At 69.1% G+C, this 20,179-nt stretch carries 18 protein-coding genes; 11 read left to right on the forward strand and 7 right to left on the reverse strand.

Translation table 11 applies throughout. The features are described from left to right. Nucleotides 1-150 precede the first annotated feature (150 nt). The 3 genes from D7W81_RS07430 to trmB all read right to left on the reverse strand — a co-directional run bounded on the left by D7W81_RS07430 (nt 151) and on the right by trmB (nt 2,455). Nucleotides 151-564: a hypothetical protein gene (locus D7W81_RS07430; RefSeq protein ID WP_120554630.1), complete on the reverse strand. Its 414-nt coding sequence runs from the start codon at nt 562-564 to the stop codon at nt 151-153. A 50-nt stretch (nt 565-614) separates the two neighbouring features. Continuing rightward, nucleotides 615-1,658, reverse strand: coding sequence for a diguanylate cyclase (locus D7W81_RS07435; protein WP_120554631.1), 1,044 nt, complete (start codon nt 1,656-1,658; stop codon nt 615-617). A 176-nt stretch (nt 1,659-1,834) separates the two neighbouring features. Next, nucleotides 1,835-2,455 carry a tRNA (guanine(46)-N(7))-methyltransferase TrmB gene (gene trmB, locus D7W81_RS07440; protein WP_120554632.1) on the reverse strand — a complete coding sequence of 207 codons (621 nt, stop codon included), beginning with the start codon at nt 2,453-2,455 and terminating at the stop codon, nt 1,835-1,837. Nucleotides 2,456-2,534: 79 nt separating this feature from the next. On the opposite strand from trmB, the gene D7W81_RS07445 reads away from it, so the two are divergent. The 6 genes from D7W81_RS07445 (at nt 2,535) to D7W81_RS07470 (ending at nt 10,887) form a co-directional block, all read left to right on the forward strand. Continuing rightward, nucleotides 2,535-3,461, forward strand: a complete 927-nt coding sequence (locus D7W81_RS07445; RefSeq protein ID WP_120554633.1) for a bifunctional riboflavin kinase/FAD synthetase — start codon at nt 2,535-2,537, stop codon at nt 3,459-3,461. A gap of 229 nt (nt 3,462-3,690) precedes the next feature. Then, nucleotides 3,691-5,391 (forward strand): type IV-A pilus assembly ATPase PilB, encoded by a 1,701-nt coding sequence (pilB, locus tag D7W81_RS07450; protein WP_120527973.1) that lies wholly within the window; start codon nt 3,691-3,693, stop codon nt 5,389-5,391. A 45-nt stretch (nt 5,392-5,436) separates the two neighbouring features. Further along, complete coding sequence (locus D7W81_RS07455; RefSeq protein WP_120554634.1) at nt 5,437-6,549, forward strand: type IV pilus twitching motility protein PilT; 1,113 nt, start codon at nt 5,437-5,439, stop codon at nt 6,547-6,549. A 54-nt stretch (nt 6,550-6,603) separates the two neighbouring features. After that, entirely contained in the window at nt 6,604-7,860 is a 1,257-nt protein-coding gene (gene pilC, locus D7W81_RS07460; protein ID WP_120554635.1) for a type IV pilus assembly protein PilC, read from the forward strand. Nucleotides 7,861-7,864: 4 nt separating this feature from the next. Further along, a complete protein-coding gene (locus tag D7W81_RS07465; protein ID WP_438503352.1) occupies nt 7,865-9,457 on the forward strand; it encodes a two-component system sensor histidine kinase NtrB in 1,593 nt (530 codons plus the stop codon). Continuing rightward, the gene (locus tag D7W81_RS07470) at nt 9,454-10,887 is read left to right on the forward strand and encodes a sigma-54-dependent transcriptional regulator (RefSeq protein ID WP_120554636.1); all 1,434 of its coding nucleotides are present in this window, start codon (nt 9,454-9,456) and stop codon (nt 10,885-10,887) included. The genes D7W81_RS07465 and D7W81_RS07470 overlap by 4 nt, the downstream gene beginning before the upstream one ends. Before the next feature lie 24 nt (nt 10,888-10,911). On the opposite strand, the gene D7W81_RS07475 is transcribed toward D7W81_RS07470, so the two are convergent. The 4 genes from D7W81_RS07475 to D7W81_RS07490 all read right to left on the reverse strand — a co-directional run bounded on the left by D7W81_RS07475 (nt 10,912) and on the right by D7W81_RS07490 (nt 14,306). Further along, nucleotides 10,912-11,679 (reverse strand): ABC transporter permease, encoded by a 768-nt coding sequence (locus tag D7W81_RS07475; protein WP_120554637.1) that lies wholly within the window; start codon nt 11,677-11,679, stop codon nt 10,912-10,914. Next, nucleotides 11,676-12,656: an ABC transporter ATP-binding protein gene (locus D7W81_RS07480; protein ID WP_120554638.1), complete on the reverse strand. Its 981-nt coding sequence runs from the start codon at nt 12,654-12,656 to the stop codon at nt 11,676-11,678. Before D7W81_RS07480 ends, D7W81_RS07475 begins: the two co-directional genes overlap by 4 nt. Continuing rightward, on the reverse strand, nt 12,653-13,558 hold the full coding sequence (locus tag D7W81_RS07485) for a pilus assembly protein PilG (RefSeq protein ID WP_120554639.1): 906 nt from the start codon (nt 13,556-13,558) through the stop codon (nt 12,653-12,655). Before D7W81_RS07485 ends, D7W81_RS07480 begins: the two co-directional genes overlap by 4 nt. Nucleotides 13,559-13,682: 124 nt before the next feature. After that, the gene (locus D7W81_RS07490; RefSeq protein WP_120554640.1) at nt 13,683-14,306 is read right to left on the reverse strand and encodes a type IV pilin protein; all 624 of its coding nucleotides are present in this window, start codon (nt 14,304-14,306) and stop codon (nt 13,683-13,685) included. Nucleotides 14,307-14,535: 229 nt separating this feature from the next. Here D7W81_RS07490 and D7W81_RS07495 point away from each other — a divergent pair, with 229 nt between their 5' ends. The 5 genes from D7W81_RS07495 to D7W81_RS07515 all read left to right on the forward strand — a co-directional run bounded on the left by D7W81_RS07495 (nt 14,536) and on the right by D7W81_RS07515 (nt 20,167). Further along, nucleotides 14,536-15,546 (forward strand): prepilin peptidase, encoded by a 1,011-nt coding sequence (locus tag D7W81_RS07495; protein WP_120554641.1) that lies wholly within the window; start codon nt 14,536-14,538, stop codon nt 15,544-15,546. A gap of 22 nt (nt 15,547-15,568) precedes the next feature. Next, nucleotides 15,569-16,687, forward strand: a complete 1,119-nt coding sequence (locus D7W81_RS07500) for a sensor histidine kinase (protein WP_120554642.1) — start codon at nt 15,569-15,571, stop codon at nt 16,685-16,687. Between the two features lie 35 nt (nt 16,688-16,722). Then, entirely contained in the window at nt 16,723-18,135 is a 1,413-nt protein-coding gene (locus tag D7W81_RS07505; protein ID WP_120554643.1) for a sigma-54-dependent transcriptional regulator, read from the forward strand. 226 nt (nt 18,136-18,361) lie between these two features. Next, complete coding sequence (gene pilM / locus D7W81_RS07510) at nt 18,362-19,444, forward strand: type IV pilus assembly protein PilM (RefSeq protein ID WP_014399064.1); 1,083 nt, start codon at nt 18,362-18,364, stop codon at nt 19,442-19,444. 30 nt (nt 19,445-19,474) lie between these two features. After that, nucleotides 19,475-20,167 carry a PilN domain-containing protein gene (locus D7W81_RS07515; RefSeq protein ID WP_120554644.1) on the forward strand — a complete coding sequence of 231 codons (693 nt, stop codon included), beginning with the start codon at nt 19,475-19,477 and terminating at the stop codon, nt 20,165-20,167. Nucleotides 20,168-20,179 lie beyond the last annotated feature (12 nt).

The raw sequence follows: 20,179 nt of genomic DNA on the forward strand, positions 1-20,179 counted from the left end.
GGGGTGGGGGCAGTCGAGGACGGAGTCACCGGGCTGCCGGGCGTCGAGCCCGGTCGCCGGATGACTTCGACTGCGGGGAGCACCCGCCGTGTCTTCCTGTCGTTCACGGTTGTACGTTACCTGATGCGCGGGGTCCGGGCATGCCCGGGCTCACGGCTGGGGGGATGCTGAAAAGTCCACCTTCCACCCGGATGGCTCCCTCACCATCCGGACCTCGCCCGACCTTCCCGCCGAGCGCACGACCAAGGTCGCCACGTCGCCCTCCTGACGGAGCAGCGAAACCTCCTGAACATCCGGCGGCACGGGAACATTCGCGAAGAACAACGCGAGCGGTTCTGGCTTCACCATGCCCCCTGACGCGTCGCTCACCTGCTGAGCCCGCGTCTTCAGGACCTGCTGGGTCGGTTGCGACAACACCGCGTAGGCCTTGGGCAGCTCTCCGCGCTGCACGTGCCGGTGGAACGTCTGGTAGGCCCCCACGGGGGAGTCCGGCTGGAGCCGGCTGCAGCCGCCCAGGGCGAAGAGGGCGAACAGCAGCCAGGTCGTCGTCGCGAGCGGGCGCATGGGGGCTCCGGTTTAGGTCAAACCGCCGCCGTGGGGAAGCGCGAGGTGTGTCACGCCGCGTGCTGGTGGACGCGATTTCGGCCCGTCCCCTTGGCTGAGTACAGGCTCGCGTCCGCCGCGCGCAGCAGCGCCTCCGTGCCGGGCAGGTCGTCCGCGGGCACCGTCGCCACGCCCAGCGACGCGGTCAGCTTCACCTCCTGCGACATTCCGTCCGGCGTCTTCCAGGTCAGCTCCAGCTGCTCGATGGCCTCGCGCACCCGCTCGCACGCCCGGAGCGCGTCCTGGGGGGCGGCCTCCGGCAGCAGGGCGATGAACTCCTCGCCGCCGTAGCGGGCCAGCAGGTCCACCTCCCGGAGCGTCGCGCGCGCCGTCTGCGCCACCGCGCGCAGCACCTCGTCCCCGAAGGGGTGGCCGAACGTGTCGTTGATGCGCTTGAAGTGGTCGATGTCCAGCATCACCAGCGACAGGGGGGAGCGGTACCGGCGCGAGCGCATGAACTCCTCGCCCAGCCGCTCCTCGAAGTAGCGCCGGTTGTACAGCCCCGTGAGCGCGTCCGTGCGGCTGAGCGCGAGCAGCTCCTGCCGGCGGCGGTCCAGCTCCCGGTTGGCCCACTCCAGCTCGCGGTTCTTCTCCAGGAGTGCGTCCTGCAGCGCCTTGAGCCGCAGCATGGACTTCACGCGCGCGCCCAGCTCCAGCATGTCGAAGGGCTTCACCAGGTAGTCGTCCGCGCCCAGCTCCAGCCCCTCCACCTTGCCCGCCGCCTGCCGCGCCGTCATCAGGATGACCGGGATGAAGCCGAAGCCGCCCTCGCCCGCGTTCGCCTTGACGATGCGGCACACCTCCACGCCGCCCAGGCCCGGCATCTCCACGTCCATCACGATGAGGTCCGGCCGGCCCGCGCGGATGGCGGACAGCGCCTGGGCCCCGTCCAGCGCTTCCTTGAACACGTAGCCGTGCGGGGCCAGGCCCTCGCGCACGTGCTTCACCTGCGCCGGATCATCGTCCACGATGAGCACGGTGCGCCCGGAGAAGTCGTTCGCGGGTCCACTCCTGCGCGCGCTCTCCGGCATCCGCTTCCTTTCGGCTTCCGGCATGAAGCGCCCACCCCCAACAGGATGCGGTCGTGGCCCACGTCGCGAGTGTCCCCCGGGTCGGGAACCCCATGGGTGGATTCTCCTCCGGGTGAAGGGGCGCTGCCAAGGGCCCTCGCGGGCACCCGCGGACACCGGGACCGCCGGGCGTCCAGGGCCGAACAGGCGCCGGCCAGCGGCTAGGGCGCGGCTTTCACCAGCCGTGCGCGGTAGACGGGTTCTCCGGACGACAGGTAGCGCCGCTCGCGGGTGGAGGGCACCTCCTCCGGGTCGTACGGGTGGAACACGCCCGCGCCCAGCGGGTTGTGGAAGCCCGCGCCCTCCAGGATCTCCAGCATGGCCAGCGCGCGGTCCTGCACGTCGGTGCGCATGTCGAAGCGGCCGCCGGGCTTGAGCAGCCCCAGCATCAGCTTCGCGAAGTCCGGCTGCACGACGGCCCGCTTGGCGTGCGAGCGCTTCCACCACGGGTCGGGGAACTGCAGGTGGATGACGTCCAGCGACCCGGGCGCGAAGATGCGCGGCACCACGAAGCGCGCGTCGGATTCGATGACGCGCAGGTTCTTCAGGCCCGCCTTCTCCCCGCGCATCTGCGTGTCGCGCGCGTACTTCTTGCGCCACTCGAAGGCCACGAAGCGCACGCCGGGATTCCTGCGGCAGTACTCCAGCGCGTGACCGCCGGCGCCGGAGCCGATCTCCAGCTCCAGCGGTCCCGTGAAGCCGAACTCCGCGTCCCAGTCCGGGGGCGCTTCCAGGGGGACGAACTTGAGGCCGACCGGATCAGGGAGCAGGGCAGGGCGCATGGCGGGAGCGGCGCCTCTAACCATGGAGCCGCGTGGGTTGGCCAGGGCAAAAGCGCGCGGGGTGCTATAGGGAAGGGCCATGAAGGTCTTCCAGTCCGTGTCCGAGGCGGGCCGCCAGCTTCAGGGGCAGGCCCTCGCGTTGGGCAACTTCGACGGCGTGCACGTGGGCCACCAGGCCCTCTTCGCCGAAGCGCTGCGCCACGCCCCCGCGAACGCGCTCACCTTCCAGCCCCACCCGGGCAAGGTGCTCCAGCCGGACCTGGCCCCCAAGCTCATCACCCTCCTGCCGCGCAAGCTGGAGCTGCTCTCCGCCTGCGGCCTCGCCCACGCGGTGGTGCAGCCCTTCAGCCGCGACTACGCGCGCTCCACCCCCCAGGACTTCGAGGCCGCCCTCTTCGACAGCCTGGGCGTGGGCCACGTCGTCGTGGGCAGCGACTTCACCTATGGCGCCCAGCGCGCCGGCACCGTCACCTCGCTGCGCGAGGCCGCGGGCAGGCGGGGCGCCCAGGTGCACGTCGTGCAGCCGGTGCACGTGGACGGCGTCGTCGCGTCCTCGTCGCGGATCCGTGAATACATCCTGGAAGGCAGGGTGGGCGCGGCCAGGCGTCTGCTCGGCCGCCCGTTCGACCTGGACGGCACCGTCGTTTCCGGCGCGGGCCGGGGGCGCACCATCGGCTTTCCCACCGCCAACGTGGACACGCAGAACGAGCTGCGGCCCGCACCCGGCGTGTACGCCATCCGCGTGCGCCTCCAGGCGGAAGCGGGCGGCCCGTGGCGGCCGGGGGCGGCGAACATCGGCGTCAAGCCCACCTTTGGCGGCACGGAGGTCACCATCGAGGCGCACCTCCTGGACTTCACCGGCGATCTCTACGGCCAGGAGCTGCGGGTGCAGTTCCTGGAGCGGCTGCGGCCCGAGCAGCGCTTCGGCTCCGCCGCGGAGCTGGTGGGTCAAATCAAACGCGACGTGGAGGCCGCCCGCACCGTGGTGGCCCGCGGCGACGGGTAGGACCCCAAGGCTCCGGCGCCGCCCTGGCGGCCTCGGATGCAAAGGCGGCGCCGGACAGCAAGGGAGCACGCCAGGGCGCCTTGACAGGCCGCGCATCGGTTTCCTCTAATCCGGGAGGATCCGTGCCAGGGCTTCAGGCCCCTGTCGCACGGTCTCTTCCCCCCGCGGGTCCCGCTGACAGCCGGGGCTCTGGCTGTTCCCTCCTCACGCTCAAAGAGGCATCCCAGAAATGTCCGGTCGACTCGGTGAATTGCTGGTGCGCGAGAACCTCATCTCCGTCCAGCAACTCCGCAAGGCGCAGGAGGAGCAGCAGAAGAGTGGTGCGCGCATCGGTACGGCGCTCATCAAGACGGGCGCCATCGAGGAGTCGAAGCTCACCGACTTCCTGTCGAAGCAGTACGGCGTGCCGGCCATCAACCTGAAGGACTTCGACATTGATCCGGACATCATCAAGCTCGTGCCCAAGGAAGTGGCCGAGAAGCACCTGGTGATCCCGGTCAACCGCGCAGGGCCCTCCCTCATCGTGGCCATGTGCGACCCGTCCAACATCTTCGCCGTGGACGACCTGAAGTTCCTCACCGGCTACAACATCGAAGCCGTCGTCGCGTCCGAAATCTCCATCCGCGAATCCATCGAGCGCTACTACGCGGAGAAGGGCCCCTCGCTGGAGGACATCGTCGGCGACGTGGGCGACGACATCGAGGTCGCCAAGGAGGAGCAGGAGAACGTGGATGAGATGGCCAAGGCCGCGGATGACGCGCCCGTGGTCAAGCTGGTGAACCTCATCCTCATGGACGCCATCAAGAAGCGCGCGTCCGACATCCACATCGAACCGTACGAGAAGGACTTCCGGGTCCGCTTCCGCATCGACGGCGTGATGTACGAGGTGATGCGCCCGCCCATGAAGCTGCGCAACGCCATCACCAGCCGTCTGAAGATCATGGCGTCGCTGGACATCTCCGAACGGCGCCTGCCGCAGGACGGCCGCATCAAGATCAAGATCGGCGGCGGCAAGGAGATGGACTTCCGCGTGAGCGTGTGCCCCACGCTCTTCGGCGAGAAGGTCGTGATGCGCTTGCTCGACAAGAGCAACCTGCAGCTGGACATGACCAAGCTGGGCTTCGACGCGACGCCCCTGGCCTGGTTCAAGGAGGCCATCGACCGGCCCTACGGCATGGTGCTGGTGACGGGCCCCACGGGCTCCGGCAAGACGACGACGCTGTACTCGGCGCTCTCCAGCCTCAACGACGTGGGCACCAACATCTGCACCGCGGAGGACCCGGTCGAGTTCAACTTCGCCGGCATCAACCAGGTGCAGATGCACGAGGACATCGGCCTGAACTTCGCGGCCGGCCTGCGCTCCTTCCTCCGCCAGGACCCGGACATCATCATGATCGGTGAGATCCGCGACTTCGAGACGGCGGAAATCGGCGTGAAGGCGGCGCTCACGGGCCACCTGGTGCTCTCCACGCTGCACACCAACGACGCCCCGGGCACGGTCAGCCGTCTGCTCAACATGGGCATCGAGCCGTTCCTCGTGACGGCGTCGCTCAACCTCATCCTCGCCCAGCGTCTGGCGCGCCGGCTGTGCCCCGCGTGCAAGCGCCCCGCGGAGAAGGTGGACGAGCAGGCCCTCATCGACGCGGGCATCCCGCCGGACAAGATGGGCACCTTCACCATGTACGAGAAGGTCGGCTGCCGCGACTGCAACGACCGCGGCTACCGAGGCCGCGTGGCCATCTACGAGGTCATGCCCTTCTGGGACGGCCTCAAGGAGCTGGTCATCAACGGCGCCTCCGCCGCGGAGCTCAAGCAGGAGGCCATCCGCCTGGGCATGAGCAGCCTGCGCATGAGCGCGCTCAAGAAGCTCATGGACGGAATGACGACGCTCGAAGAGGTCGTGGGCAACACCGCGCCGGACCGCTTCTAGTCACCCCCTTCCTCCACCACTTTTCCCCCGACAGGACACGCATCCGTGGCCAACCTGCACCAGCTCCTCAAGGCGATGGTCGAGAAGGGCTCTTCCGACCTCCACATCACCACCGGTTCGCCGCCGCAGCTGCGCGTGGACGGTGAGCTCGTCCCGCTCAAGACGGCGCCGCTCACGCCCGTGGAGACCAAGCAGCTCTGCTACTCCATCCTCACGGACGCCCAGAAGCACAAGTTCGAGGAGGAGAACGAGCTGGACCTGTCGTTCGGCGTGAAGGGCCTGTCGCGCTTCCGCGCGAACATCTTCATGCAGCGCGGCGCCGTCGCCGGCGCGTTCCGCACCATTCCGTTCAAGATCCTGACGTTCCAGGAGCTGGGCCTGCCGCCGGTGGTGGCGGAGCTGGTGAAGAAGCCGCGCGGCCTCATCCTGGTGACGGGCCCCACGGGCTCCGGCAAGTCCACCACGCTGGCCTCGATGATCGACAAGATCAACACCGAGCGTCATGAGCACATCATGACCATCGAGGACCCCATCGAGTACCTGCACCCGCACAAGAACTGCCTGGTCAACCAGCGCGAGGTCGGTGCGGACACGCGCAACTTCAAGACGGCCCTCAAGTACATCCTGCGCCAGGACCCGGACGTGGTGCTCGTCGGCGAGTTGCGCGACCTGGAGACCATCGAAGCGGCGCTCACCATCGCGGAGACGGGCCACATCTGCTACGCGACGCTGCACACCAACAGCGCGGTGCAGACCATCAACCGCATCCTGGACGTGTTCCCGCCGTACCAGCAGCCCCAGGTGCGCGCCCAGATGTCCTTCGTGCTGGAGGGCGTGATGAGCCAGTCGCTGGTCGCCAAGGCCGGTGGGCCGGGCCGTGTGCTGGCCCTGGAGGTCATGGTGCCCAACCCCGCCATCCGGAACCTCATCCGCGAGGACAAGGTCCACCAGATCTACTCCTCCATGCAGGTGGGCCAGGCGAAGTACGGCATGCAGACGTTCAACCAGGCGCTGGCCGCGCTTCTGGCGCGCCGGCTCATCTCCCAGGATGAGGCCTTCGGCCGTTCTTCCGACCCGGAAGAGCTGCGCAACATCCTCGCGACGGGCGCCGGGCAGGGTGGAGCCCAGCGGCCGGCCGGGGGAGCGGGTGCCCGTTAGTTTTCCGTCGTGAATTTCGCGGGTTAGACTCGCGCCCTCCCCGGAGGTCCAGGTATGGCAGCACCGGCAGTGCAGCAGAAGGCGACAGCGTCCAAGAAGAACACGGCCCAGTTCCTCTGGGAGGCGAAGACCAAGAGCGGGGAGAACAAGAAGGGCGAGATGGAGGCCTCGGACATCGAGGCCGTCAACGCGCGCCTGAAATCCCTGGGCCTCAACCCGACGAAGGTGCGCAAGAAGAGCGCCCTCGACGGGGAGATCACCCTGCCCGGCATGGGCGGCGTGACGGGCAAGGACATCCTCATCTTCACCCGCCAGTTCGCGACGATGATCGACGCGGGCCTGCCGCTGGTGCAGTGCTTGGACATCCTCGCCAGCCAGATGGACAACCCCGCCTTCAAGAAGGTGGTGTTCGCCATCAAGGGCAAGGTGGAGCAGGGCAGCACCTTCGCGGACGCGCTGAAGGAGCACCCCAAGGTCTTCGACGAGCTCTACGTGCAGCTGTGCGCCGCGGGCGAGGTGGGCGGTATCCTCGACACCATCCTCAACCGGCTCGCGGCCTACCGTGAGAAGAACGAGAAGCTCAAGGCCAAGGTCAAGGGCGCCATGACCTACCCGTCGGTGGTCATCCTGGTGGCCATCGGCGTGACGGCGCTGCTGCTCCTCAAGGTGACGCCCGTCTTCGAGAAGATGTTCGCGGACTTCGGTTCGCAGCTGCCTGGCCCCACGCAGGTCGTCGTGGACATGTCGAAGTTCGCCCAGGCGTACTTCCTCCACTCGGTCGTCGGCATCGCCGCGCTGGTCTTCTCCTTCACCTGGACCTACCGCCAGCCCAAGGGCCGCAAGTTCTGGGACAAGACGTTCCTCAAGCTGCCCCTGTTCGGCGACGTCTTGCGCAAGGTGGCCGTGGCGCGCTTCACGCGCACGCTGGGCACGATGATCTCCTCCGGCGTGCCCATCCTGGACGCGCTCGACGTGACGGCGAAGACGGCCGGCAACCGCACGGTGGAAGAGGCCATCTACTACGTGCGCGGGAAGATCTCCGAAGGCAAGAACATCGCGGGCCCCCTGCTGGAGACCAAGGTGTTCCCCTCCATGGTGGTGCAGATGATTGGCGTCGGTGAAGCGACGGGCGCCATGGACACCATGCTCAACAAGATCGCCGACTTCTACGACGACGAAGTGGACGCGGCCATCGGCAACCTGACGTCGATGATTGAACCCATCCTGATGGTGTTCCTCGGCGGCGTGGTCGGCGGCTTCCTCATCGCCATGTACCTGCCCATCTTCTCGCTTGCCGGCGCGATCAAGTAACGCGGTGTCGGGAAGCACGGCGCGAAGCGTGGCCCCGGGGCTGCGCTCGCGCCTGGTGTGGCTGGTGTTGTTCCGCACCGTCGCGGCGAGTCTGTCGCTCGTCGTGACGGTGGTGCGGTTGATGACCCAGCCCGCGCAGGAGCCCAGCCGCGCGGATTCGCTGTCGTTCGCGGTCATCGCGGGCGCCTACCTCCTCACCGTGGTGACGGGCCTGCGGCTGCGCCGGGGCACGGCCGGGCGCCTGGACGCCACGGTGCAGGTGGTGGGCGACGTGCTCATCGCCACCGGGCTCGTCTACCTGAGCGGCGGCGCGGACTCCCCGCTCACGTTCCTCTACAGCCTGGCCGTCATCGGCGCGGCGGTGGTGCTGGACTGGCGTGGCGCGCTGGTGGCCGCGGCCGTGTCCACGTTCGCCTTCACCGCGCTCATGCTGGTGATGCGGCTCACTACGCCCGCGGGCAGCATCATGGTGTCGCCCTCGCGGGTGCTCTTCGTGCTGGGCAGCAACGCGCTGGCGCTGGTGCTCATCGCCGTCCTGTCCGGCTACCTGTCGCGCCAGCTGTCCGCCACCGGCGGCGCGCTGTCCCAGAGCGAGGCGGACCTGCGCCGGCTGGGGCGGCTCCAGCAGCTCATCCTGTCCTCCATGCCGTCGGGGCTCGTCACCTGCGACGTCCACGGGCGCGTCACCTTCCTCAACACCGCGGGCAGCGGCATCCTCCAGGAGGACGCCCTCGCGTGCGTGGGGCAGCCCCTGGAGAAGCTGCTGCCGGGCGTGTCCGCGCTGGCGCCGCGCTCCATCCGGGGCGAGCTGCGAGTGCAGACGCCGGGCGGCAAGCGGGTGCTGGGCCTGTCGGTGTCACCCCTGGAGGGTGAAGCGGGCGCGCTGCTCATCGTCTTCCAGGACCTCACCGACCTGCGGCGCATGGAGGAAGACCTCAAGCGCACGGACCGGCTGGCCAGCCTGGGCACGCTCTCCGCGCAGCTCGCGCACGAGCTGCGCAACCCGCTGGCCTCCATGCGCGGCTCCGCGCAGCTGCTGGCCCAGGAGCAGTCGCAGGACGCGGTGGTGCAGCGGCTCACCGGCATCCTCACGCGCGAGTCGGACCGGCTGGCGCGGCTGGTGGAGGACTTCCTGCGCTTCGCCCGCCCGCCCCAGCCGCAGCGCCGCCCGGTGGCGCTGGACACGCTGGTGTCGGAGACGGTGGACATGCTGCGCGCGGACCCCCTCACGCGCGAGGTGACCCTGGAGGTGCGGGTGCCCCAGCCGCTGACGGCGCCGGTGGATCCGGATCAGCTGCGCCAGGTGCTCATCAACCTGGTGCGCAACGGCTGTCAGGCGGCGGGGGCGCGGGGCACGGTGCGCGTGGCCCTGGCACGGGCGGACGATGAAGCGCAGATTCGGGTCTGGGACTCGGCCGGCAGCATCACGGAGGAGATGATGGGACACCTGTTCGAACCGTTCTTCACCACGCGGAGCGGTGGCACCGGGCTGGGCCTGTCCACCGCGCACTCCCTCATCCACGCGCACGGCGGCACCATCCGCGTGACGTCGCACCCGGCCGAAGGCACCGAATTCCGGGTGGGGCTGCCGCTGTGAGCGCGCTCCATGAGGGCAGCCCGCGCGGCCATGTGCTGGTGGTGGACGACGAGCTGTCCATGCGCGAGTACCTCGAAATCCTGCTCGTGCGGGACGGCTACGCGGTGACGAGCGTGCCCGCGGTGGCGGCCGCTTGCGAGGTGCTGGCCCGGGACTCCGTGGACCTGGTCATCTCCGACATGAAGCTGGGCCCCGGCGGCAGCGGGCTGGACGTGCTGCGGGCGGCCCGCTCGCGCAAGGAGCCGCCGGAGGTGGTGCTCATCACCGCCTTCGGCACCCCCACCTCCGCGGTGGAGGCCATGCGCGAGGGCGCCTACGACTACATCTGCAAGCCCTTCGACAACGAGGAGCTGCGGCAGCTGGTGCACAAGGCGCTGGAGAAGCGCGCGCTGCGCCAGGAGAACAGCACGCTGAAGGAGCGGCTGCTGCCCGGCATGGGCGGGCTGATGGTGGGAAACAGCCCCCGCATGCGCGCGCTGTGGCACCTGGTGGAGAAGGTGGCCCCGGGGCGCAGCACGGTGCTGGTGACGGGGGAGAGCGGCACCGGCAAGGAGCTGGTGGCCCGGGCCATCCACCTGCGCGGCCAGCGCGCCGCCCAGCCCTTCCTGCCCTTCAACTGCGGCGCCCTCAACGAGGGCGTGCTGGAGAGCGAGCTGTTCGGCCACATGAAGGGCTCCTTCACCGGCGCCACGCACGAGCGTCCGGGCCTGCTGGTGTCCGCGGGCGAGGGCACGGTGATGCTGGACGAAGTGGGGGAGATGCCCCTGTCCACGCAGGTGAAGCTCTTGCGCGTGTTGCAGGAGCGCAAGGTGAAGCCCGTGGGCAGCGCGGCGGAGATTCCCTTCCACGCGCGCGTCATCGCCGCCACCAACCGCCGGCTGGAGGCGGAGGTGAAGGCGGGGCGCTTCCGCGAGGACCTCTTCTACCGGCTCAACGTCATCACCCTGGAGCTGCCCGCCCTGCGCGAGCGCCCGGACGACATCCCCCCGCTGGCCACCCACTTCCTGGCGCGCCTGTCGGAGGAGCTGGGCCGCCCGGCGCTGCGCTTCGCCCCGGAGACGCTGGCCCTGATGGAGCGCTACGCGTTCCCGGGCAACGTGCGCCAGCTGCAGAACATGGTGGAGCGCGCGGCCACGCTGTCGGACTCGGACCTGCTGGGGCCCACGACGCTGCCGCCCACGGTGCGCGGCGAGGCGGAGCCCCAGGCCCGCTCCGGCGAGGCCGGCGAGCCCGCGATGGGGCCGGGCTTCAACCTGGAGCGCTACCTGGACGACAGCGAGCGGCGCCACCTGCTGGCCGCGCTCAAGCAGGCGCAAGGGGTGAAGACGCGCGCTGCTGAGCTGCTGGGGCTGTCCTTCCGCTCCTTCCGCTACCGGCTGGCCAAGCACGGCCTCACCGACGAGCTGGACGAGCCGACGCCCCGGGCCTGAAGCCCGGGGCCGCCGTGCTTCACGTCAGCGGAAGTCGCGCCGCTCGAAGATGACCGTCGCCAGGGCGATGAGCACGCCCGCCCAGGCGACGCTGTAGGCCGCGCCGGACAGGAAGGTGCTGGCCTCCACCGGCAGCGCGTACGTGGCCTGCGGCCGGAAGTTGACCCGCTCCAGGTTGGGCAGCACGTAATAGAGCGTCTTGCCCACGACCTGGACGAACGCGCTCTCCGAGCGGCTGGCGATGGCGTACAGGTCGTTCGTCAGGTGGCCGGTGAAGTACATGCCAGTGGTGGCGATGGCCGACACCGCGGGGCCCGCGAAGCTGGAGAAGAGGAGGCCCACGCTGCTGATGACGAGCAGCTCGAACCACAGGCCCGCGCTCGCCAGCAGCTGCGTGGAGGTAATGTCCGCGCCGAACATCACCAGCTGAAGCAGGAAGACGAGCGTCATCGCCACCAGCAGCACGCCCAGCGTCAGCATGGTGCCCGCAAGCCGCGCCAGCAGGAACTGGGTGCGCGAGACAGGCTTGCTCACCACCAGGAAGATGGTGCGCCGCTCGATTTCACGGCTGAGCAGGCTGCTGGACAGGAACACCGCCAGGAAGACGAGGATGAGGCTCATCATCCCCAGGCCGAAGTCCGTCAGCACGCGGTCGAACGTGGTGACCGTGACCTCCGTCACCAGCGTGGAGGAGAAGAGCACCACCGCGGCGAACACACCCACCACCACCGTCACCCGGTTGCGGCGCGCCTCGCGAAAGCCATTCCACATCATCGCGCTGAAGGCGCTCATGTATTGATCTCCCCGCCCACGGTGGACGCGCGCCCGGACTCCTTGAGCGCGTTCATGAACAGCTGCTCCAGCGAGAACCGCGCCGGCTGCACCTGGTTCACCCGGCCCCCGGCCCCCAGCACGCCGCTCAAGAGCCGCTGGGTGTCCACGTCCGACACCTGCAAGAGCACGCGCCCGTCGAGCGCCTGGAGCGACTCCAGCGGGATGCCCAGGCCCTTCACCGCGTCCGGCGCCAGCCCCTCCACCACGACCTCCACGGTGGGCACCTGCGCGGACACCAGCTCCCGCACGCTGCCCTCGCGCACCAGCCGTCCGCCCACCAGCACCGCCAGCCGGTCACACAGGGACTCGACGTCCGGGATGATGTGGCTGCAGAAGAGGACCGTGGTGCCCTTCTCCCGCTCCGCGAGGATCAGGTCGCGCATCTGCCGGCGGCCCAGCGGATCCAGGCCGCTCGTCGGCTCGTCCAGGATGAGCAGCTTCGGCCGGCTCACCAGCGCCTGGGCCAGCGCCACGCGCTGCACCATGCCCTTGGAGTAGCGGCGGATCTGCAGCTTCTCCGCGCCCGCCATCTCCACCGCGCCCAGGACCTCCTTGACGCGCACGTCCAGCTCCTGGCCGCTCAGGCCCGAGAGCTGTCCGGCCAGCGTCACGAACTCCCGGCCGGTGAGGTACTCGTACGGGGCGGGGTTCTCCGGCAGGAAGCCCACCAGCCGCCGGGTGGAGGCCTCATCCACCGGCTGGCCGAAGATGCGCGCGACCCCGCTGCTGGGGCGCACCAGGTTCATCAGGATCTTGATGGTGGTGGACTTGCCAGCGCCGTTGGGGCCGAGCAGGCCGTAGATCTGCCCGGCACCCACCTGGAGGTCCAGCGACTGCAGGGCGCGCACGGTGCGGTTGAACCAGAAGCCGACCTTGTACGTCTTGGCGAGCCCCTGGGCCAGGATGGGGGGAGCGTCAGGGTTGGGAGTCGTCATGGGCTCTTCGTCGTTCGGGGCTTGGGCACGATGCGCTTTCCGGCTTCGTCATGCTCATCCTGGATGAGCTCCAGACGGAACCGGGCGGCATTGGAATAGGCGCGGCCGTCCTCACCCAGGAAGAACTCCCCGCCCAGCGGATCCGCGGGAAGCTGGCGCAGGTCGCCCGCGGTCACCAGCGCGCCCAGCGTGTCGGGCAGACGGCCCTCACGGGCCTGGTAGCGGGCAATGGCCGCGTCGATGCCCCGGAGCATGCGCTCCTGCTGGATCTCCTGGATGCGCTGCTCGTAGAAGGCGCGCGTCTCTTCGTCCTCCGCGCTGTCGCGCAGGGCGACAGTCAACGACATGCTCGCGTCGAAGTCACCGGACTGCGCGTACAGCCGCGTCGCGAGCGCGGCGAAATAGGCAGGGGCACCCTCCCAGCGGGACATCTCCTGGACCAGGTCTGCGGCTTCCTTGTACTTCCGCTCGAAGAACATCAGGTTGTAGGCGAGCTGGAAGGTGAGGGGCTGGTCGTGGGGGACGTTCGCCACCCCCTTGCGCAAGAGGGCGGTCGACTCCTCGGTGTTGAGGTAGCGGCCCTTGCCCGCGTGGACGGGAATCGTGATTCCTCCGTAGAGGTACGCCTGCCGGAACCGTGGATCCAGGGTCGTGACCAGCTCCGCGTAGTCGGAGATGTAGCGGTACTCCTCCGGCCTCACCGCGGTCCCGATGCGGTTGAGCATGAGGATCCAGAAGTAGTCCGTCACCAGCCCCTTCTGCGCCGTGAAGAGCACCTTGAGCAGGTCGGGGCGGGGGAGCAGGGGCCCTCCGCCCTGCCTGCGGGCGGGGATGGGAGGAGCTGACAGGAGGGCTACCAGCAGCAGTCCCGGAACGAATCGCAAAAGGGGCAGCTTTCGCATGGCCTCACGAAACGACAACGGGACGCCCGAAATGCCCGGGCGTCCCGTCGATTGTGCCATGTCGCGCTTGCTTCCGTGAATCAAATGAAGCGAGCGGGACCGGCTCGAAACAATGTGCCGCGAACTAACCGCCGCAGCTCACGTCGTTGAACGCGTTGGTCGGCTCACCCGCCGAGACATTGTCGGCCAGGGTGGTGGTCGTGTCGACGCCGCAGGTCCCGGCGAGCGTCACGTCCGTGGCGACAGGAGAAGAGGTGATGCCCCACGTGTCACCTTCGGGATCGTTGTCGACGTTGCCGATCGCCGAGGCGTTGAAGAAGCAGCTCGGGCAGTCCGACACGTCCGGCAGCACGCCGACTTCGGACAGGGCCGCAACACCCGTCGGGGCCGTGGTGAACTTGGCCAGGTCCTGGCCGATGCAGCCGGTGACCGCGTTGGTCTTGCGGTCAGCCACGTTGACGGCTTCGTTGCACGTGGCAACGAGACCGTAGCTGTAGCGATTGCCGGCCTCGGGGTCGAAACCGATGACCGTGAAGTCGACCTGATACTTGTCCTTCTCACCGAAGTACGCCTTCTGGGCCGTGAAGATGGCCTTCAGGTTCGTCTTCGCCTCCGACTGCTTGGACTTCGCCTGGAAGCGGATGAAGTTCGGGATGGCGATGGCGGCCAGGATGCCGATGATGGCGACCACGATCATCAGCTCGATGAGGGTGAAGCCACCCTTCTTCCGGAAGAGACGGTTCATCATTTTTGGGGACTCCGCAGCAGGCAGAGGGGGGTTGAACGACGTGCGAACTCTTAGCATGAAGAGTGCCAGGCCGAACACTTCGCCCAACCGCTGGGATTCCCAGGGCAGGCGGCCCAGGCAGGGGATGGCGCACCCGTGAGCCTGCCAATTTTTGTCACTGACGCTGACGGTTTTCGTCCCCAATGCGAAGTCGCCAGCGCCAGAAGCGGTAGGTAGGATTCCGGGCTCCGTGACGTTCACCTACGCGCCGGGCTGGGCCGAGCCCCTCTTTGTCCTCTTCCTGTTCGTCCTCGGCCTCTGTTTCGGCTCCTTCCTCAATGTCGTCATCGCGCGGGTGCCCGAAGGGCTGAGCATCGTGCGGCCCGGCTCCCGCTGCCCGAAGTGCGGGCACGTGCTCTCCTGGTACGAGAACATCCCCGTGCTGTCGTGGCTGGGCCTGCGCGGGAAGTGCCGGGGCTGCGGCATGCCCATCTCCCCGCGCTACGTCCTGGTGGAGCTGCTCACGGGCCTGCTGTTCCTCGCGTGCCTCAAGCGCTTTGACTGGACGTACGCGCTCGTGCCCGCGCTGGTGCTCGTCTTCCTGCTGGTGCCGCTCACCTTCATCGACCTGGAACATTGGATCCTCCCGTTCTCGCTGACGCTGCCGGGCATCGCCGCGGGCGTGCTGCTGGCCATCCCCCAGGGCGCGGACGCCGTGGGGCAGGCGGCGCTGGGCGCGGCGGTGGGGTTCCTGAGCTTCCGGCTGATGGAGTACGTGGGCTGGCGCGCGTTCAAGCGCGAGGCGCTGGGCGGCGGGGACAAGTTCCTCGTCGCGCTCCTGGGCGCGTTCCTGGGCTGGCAGTCGCTCCTGGGCATCCTCTTCTTCGCGTCGCTGCAGGGCTCCATCGTGGGGGTGACGCTGCTGGCGCTCACCGGAAGGGCGGGGCCGCGCGGCGCTCCGGAAGCGGAGGCCCCGGACGAGGCGGAGGAGCCCGAGTCCACGATGACGTGGGACTTCACGAAGCCCGGCCTGCCGCTGTGGAAGCGGGCGGTGCTCGTCCCCTGGTGCCTGCTGTTCCAGCCCATCCCGGACTCGCCGCTGGACGAAACAGGCGAGGAGGAGGAGTGGGTCCCCGGACCCACCAACATCCCCTTCGGCCCGTGGCTGGCGCTGGCGGGGCTGGAGCTGATGCTCCTGGGGCCGGTGATCGCGCACGTGCTGCCGCCGGAGGTGGCGATGATGCTCGGGGCGAGCCGGTGAAGGCCCCGGCGCCGGTGTCCGCTTGAAGTGGCGCATCGCCAGCGTGGCCTTCCTCCTGGGCTCGCTGTCCACGGGCCTGTCGTGGCTGACGCTGCAACCGGTGTTGATCCGGCTGCTGGACACGGCGCGCCGGCTGGCCCTGCCGGGGTCGCTGGACATGGAGGGCCTGTCGCGGATCCGCGCCTTCCTGCCCCTGGCGCTGGGGTTGGACCTGCTGGTGCTGACCCTCCTGGCCTACGGGGTGCTGGACCTGGCGGTGGGCCGTCCCCTGCGCGCCATGGAGAAGTCCGTGGAGCTGCTGGGCCGCCTGCAACTGGACGTCCCGCTCTCCGGGCAGGGAGGGCCGTTCCTGTCGCGCATCCAGCGCGAGCTCAAGCGCATGGCGGAGGCGCTGCGCCAGGAGCAGGCCCTCACGCGCGCGCAGCTGGAGGCGCTGCGCGAGGCGAACGCCCGGCTCGCGCGGGCGCAGACGGAGCTGGTCGCCTCCGAGCGGCTGGCCACCGTGGGGAAGCTGGCCGCGGGCGTGGCGCACGAGGTGGGCAACCCGCTGGCGGGCATCCTGGGCTACCTCTCCCTGGCGCGCACGCGGGCGGAGGGGCCGGAGCTGAAGGACTTCCTGGAGCGCATCGACCACGAGGTCCTGCGCATCGACCGCATCGTGCGGGGGCTGTTGGACCTGGGCCGCCCGGCCAGTCCCCAGCCCGGGCCGGTGGACGTGGGGCAGGTGGTGGAGACGTGCGTGCGGCTGGTGCGCGCCGGGCCGGAATTGGACCGGGTGGACGTCACCCTGGAGGTGGCGCCCGGCCTGCTGGCCCGCGCGGATCCAGGCCCCCTGTCGCAGATCCTCATCAACCTGCTGCTCAACGCCTCGCAGGCCATGGGGGGCGAGGGCCGCGTGCGCGTCTCCACCCGGCGCGAGGACGCGCTCGTCGTGGTGGAGGTGCGGGACAGCGGCCCGGGGCTGTCACCGGAGGTGCGCGCGCACCTCTTCGAGCCGTTCTTCACCACCAAGGGGCGGCAGGGGACAGGGCTGGGACTCGCGGTGTCGCTGAACCTGGCCCAGGGCATGGGGGGCCGCCTGGACGCGCTCGAAGGCACGGGCGGCGGCGCGTGCTTCCGGTTGTCGCTGCCAGCGGCCTGACGGCGGGGCCGGACGGCATATGATGGGCATCCCCCATGCCCCTCTTCCGCACCGTCCTCGTCGCCGACGACGAGCCGTCCATCCGCCACATCCTCACCCTGGTGCTCACCGACAAGGGCTACGAGGTGCGCGCCGTCGCGGACGGGGATGAAGCCCTGCGCGAGCTGTCCACGCGCACCTACGACGTCCTGGTGACGGACGTGCGCATGCCCAAGCGCGACGGGCTGTCGGTGCTCAAGGCCGCGCTCGCGGAGCAGCCCGGCCTCACCGTGGTGGTGATGAGCGCGTACGGCTCCCAGGAGCAGGCGCTGGAGGCGGTGCAGGCGGGCGCCTACGACTACGTCCAGAAGCCCTTCAAGCCGGAGGAGCTCGTCCTCGTCCTGCGCAAGGCGGAGGAGCGCGAGCGGCTGGTCCGTGAGAACCGCCGGCTGCATGAAGCGCAGCTGCCCGGCGCGTCCGGGGGGCACATCCTGGGGCAGAGCGCCGCGCTCCAGGCGGTGCTCAAGCAGGTGGCGCGCGTGGCGCCCGTGGACACCACGGTGCTCATCTCCGGGGAGAGCGGCACCGGCAAGGAGCTCATCGCGCGCGAGCTGCACGGCCAGAGCCGCCGCGCCGCCATGCCCTTCGTCGCCGTCAACTGCGGCGCCATCCCCCACGGCCTGCTGGAGAGCGAGCTGTTCGGCCACGCGAAGGGCGCCTTCACCGACGCGCGCACCGCCAGACGGGGCCTGTTCGCGGAGGCCGACGGCGGCACGCTCTTCCTGGACGAGGTGGGGGAGCTGCCCCTGGGCGCGCAGGTGAAGCTCTTGCGCGTGCTGCAGGAGGGGGAGATCCGCCCGGTGGGCGAAAGCCGCGTGGAGCGCGTGGACGTGCGCGTGGTGGCCGCCACGCTGCGCGACCTGGGCAAGCTGGTGGAGAAGGGCGACTTCCGCGAGGACCTCTACTACCGCCTCAACGTGGTGAACCTCACCCTGCCGCCCCTGCGGGAGCGCCGCGAGGACATCCCGCTGCTCGCCCGGACCTTCCTCCACCGCTTCAACCGCGAGCTCAACCGTGATCCACCGGTGGAGGGCTTCACCCCGGAAGCGGAGGCCCTGATGACGGCCTACGCCTGGCCCGGCAACGTGCGCGAGCTGGAGAACGCCATGGAGCGCGCGGTGCTGCTCGCGGAGGGCACGCACATCGCGCCCGGCAGCCTGCCGGAGAAGCTGTGGGCGGCTTCCGCACCCGCTCCGGCCGGGATGGCCCCGCCGCTACAGGCTGGTGGTGACCTGTCGCTCAAGCGAGCCATCCGGGAACTGGAGGAGTCCTACATCCGGGCGGCGCTGCGGCGCACGAAGGGCAACCGCACCCGGGCTGCGGAGGTGCTGGACATCAGCCACCGGGCGCTCCTGTACAAGATCAAGGAGTACGGCATCGACCCGGACGCGGAGGGCGCCCGGACCTGAGGGCAGGGGAGACGCCCAGCTGCCGACCCTTCAGGAATCCTCCGGCGCCATTTGACGGAACGCCGCCGGGGCCGGAAAATCGGGCCTCCGCGAAGGTGGGTCGGGGGCGCGGTCGTGGCTGGCTTTCACGGTGCCCTCCCGTCCGCAGGGCGGCCGGGCGCCACGCACTTTTTAGGAGGGGCATAAAGCCGGTGCTACGCTGGCCGCCTCTCCGATGGAGTTACGCATGGCGAAGGGCAAACTGGCACTCGGGCTGGATATCGGGTCGACGTCGATCAAGATGATCATGCTCAAGGAGCAGCGCAAGCGCGGCGAGGTCGGCTACGCGCTCCAGAGCTTCGGAATGAAGCCGCTGCCTCCTGAAGCCATCGTGGACGGCGCGCTGATGAACTCCACGGCCATCGTCCAGGCCGTCCAGGAGCTGATGTCCGAACTGAAGGTCAAGGGCAAGGACGTCGCCATCGGCGTGTCCGGCCACTCGGTCATCATCAAGAAGATCCAGATGCCCCGCATGAGCCAGGAAGAGCTCGAGGAGAGCATCCAGTGGGAGGCGGAGCAGTACATCCCCTTCGACGTGAAGGACGTGAACATCGACACGCAGATCCTCGACGGCGGCGGCAACGACGCCACCGGTCAGATGGACGTGCTCCTGGTCGCCGCCAAGAAGGACATGATCAACGACTACACCACCGTGGTCTCCGAGGCGGGCCTCGCGCCGGTGGTGGTGGACGTGGACGCGTTCGCCGTCCAGAACATGTTCTCCACGAACTACGAGCTGCCGGACAAGGAGACCGTCGTCCTCATCAACGCCGGCGCCTCCGTGGTGAACATCAACATCATCGCCAACGGCGTCACCGTCTTCACCCGTGACGTGACCATCGGCGGCAACCAGTTCACCGAAGAGATCCAGAAGCAGCTCAACGTCTCCTACGAGGAGGCGGAGGCGCTGAAGATCGGCGGCAACCGCGCGGACGCGGACGCCGTCGTTCCCCAGGACGTGGAGCGCGTGCTCTCCAGCGTCGCGGAGCAGGTGGCAGGTGAAATCCAGCGCTCGCTGGACTTCTACGCGGGCACCGCCGCGGACTCGAACTTCACCAAGGTCTACCTGTCCGGCGGCACCGCGAAGATTCCCGCCCTGTTCAAGACCATCGAGGCTCGGACCGGCGTGCCGGTGGAGATCCTCAACCCGTTCCGGAAGATTGAAGTGGACAACCGCAAGTTCGACCCCGCGTTCATCATGGACGTGGCGCCCATGGCCGCGGTGGCAGTGGGACTGGCGCTCCGGCGCCCGGGCGACAAGCTGGGTTGATACCGCTCTGGCCACGAGGAACTCACGCACATGATGATTCGAATCAACCTGCTGCCCGTCCGGGCGGTGAAGAAGCGGGAGATGGGCCGGCAGATCCTGGCCCTCTACGCCGCGGTCCTGATCGCCGCGGTGGTGGGTAACTACTTCTGGTACGCGGACCGCGACGGCGAACTGCAGAAGGCCAACCAGGGCATCGTCCAGACGCGCGCGAAGATCGCGGAGCTGGAGAAGGTCATCGGCGAGGTGACCAACATCAACGCCCGCAAGACGGAAGTAGAGAAGAAGCTCGCGGTGCTGGACACGCTGCGCAAGGGGCGCAGCGGCCCGGTGCGCATGCTGGACGCGCTGTCCTCGGCCACGCCCAAGAAGGTCTGGCTGAAGAACTTCGTGGAGGCCGCCAACAAGGTCACCATCGACGGCTCGGCCGTCAGCCACGACGAGGTCGCGGAGCTGATGCGCGGCCTGGGCGGAATGGTGTGGACGCCCAAGGGCATGGGGCGCCTGGTGGACCAGGGCCGCAACACCAAGACGTCGCGCGTGGAGCTCTTCAACACGGAGACCGCCAGCGTGGAGGAGTTCTCCGCGAGCGAGATCAAGCCGTTCTTCGGCAACATCGAGCTGACCAACGCCGTGCAGACCAAGCCGTCGGGCCCGGGCTCGACCGCGGGCGCGGCGTCGTTCGTCGAATTCAAGCTCACCCTCACCGCCAACTACGCCATCTGATTGGCGGCGAAG

Origin of the sequence: Corallococcus aberystwythensis, assembly GCF_003612165.1 — a bacterium.
In the GTDB taxonomy this organism is placed as follows: domain Bacteria; phylum Myxococcota; class Myxococcia; order Myxococcales; family Myxococcaceae; genus Corallococcus; species Corallococcus aberystwythensis.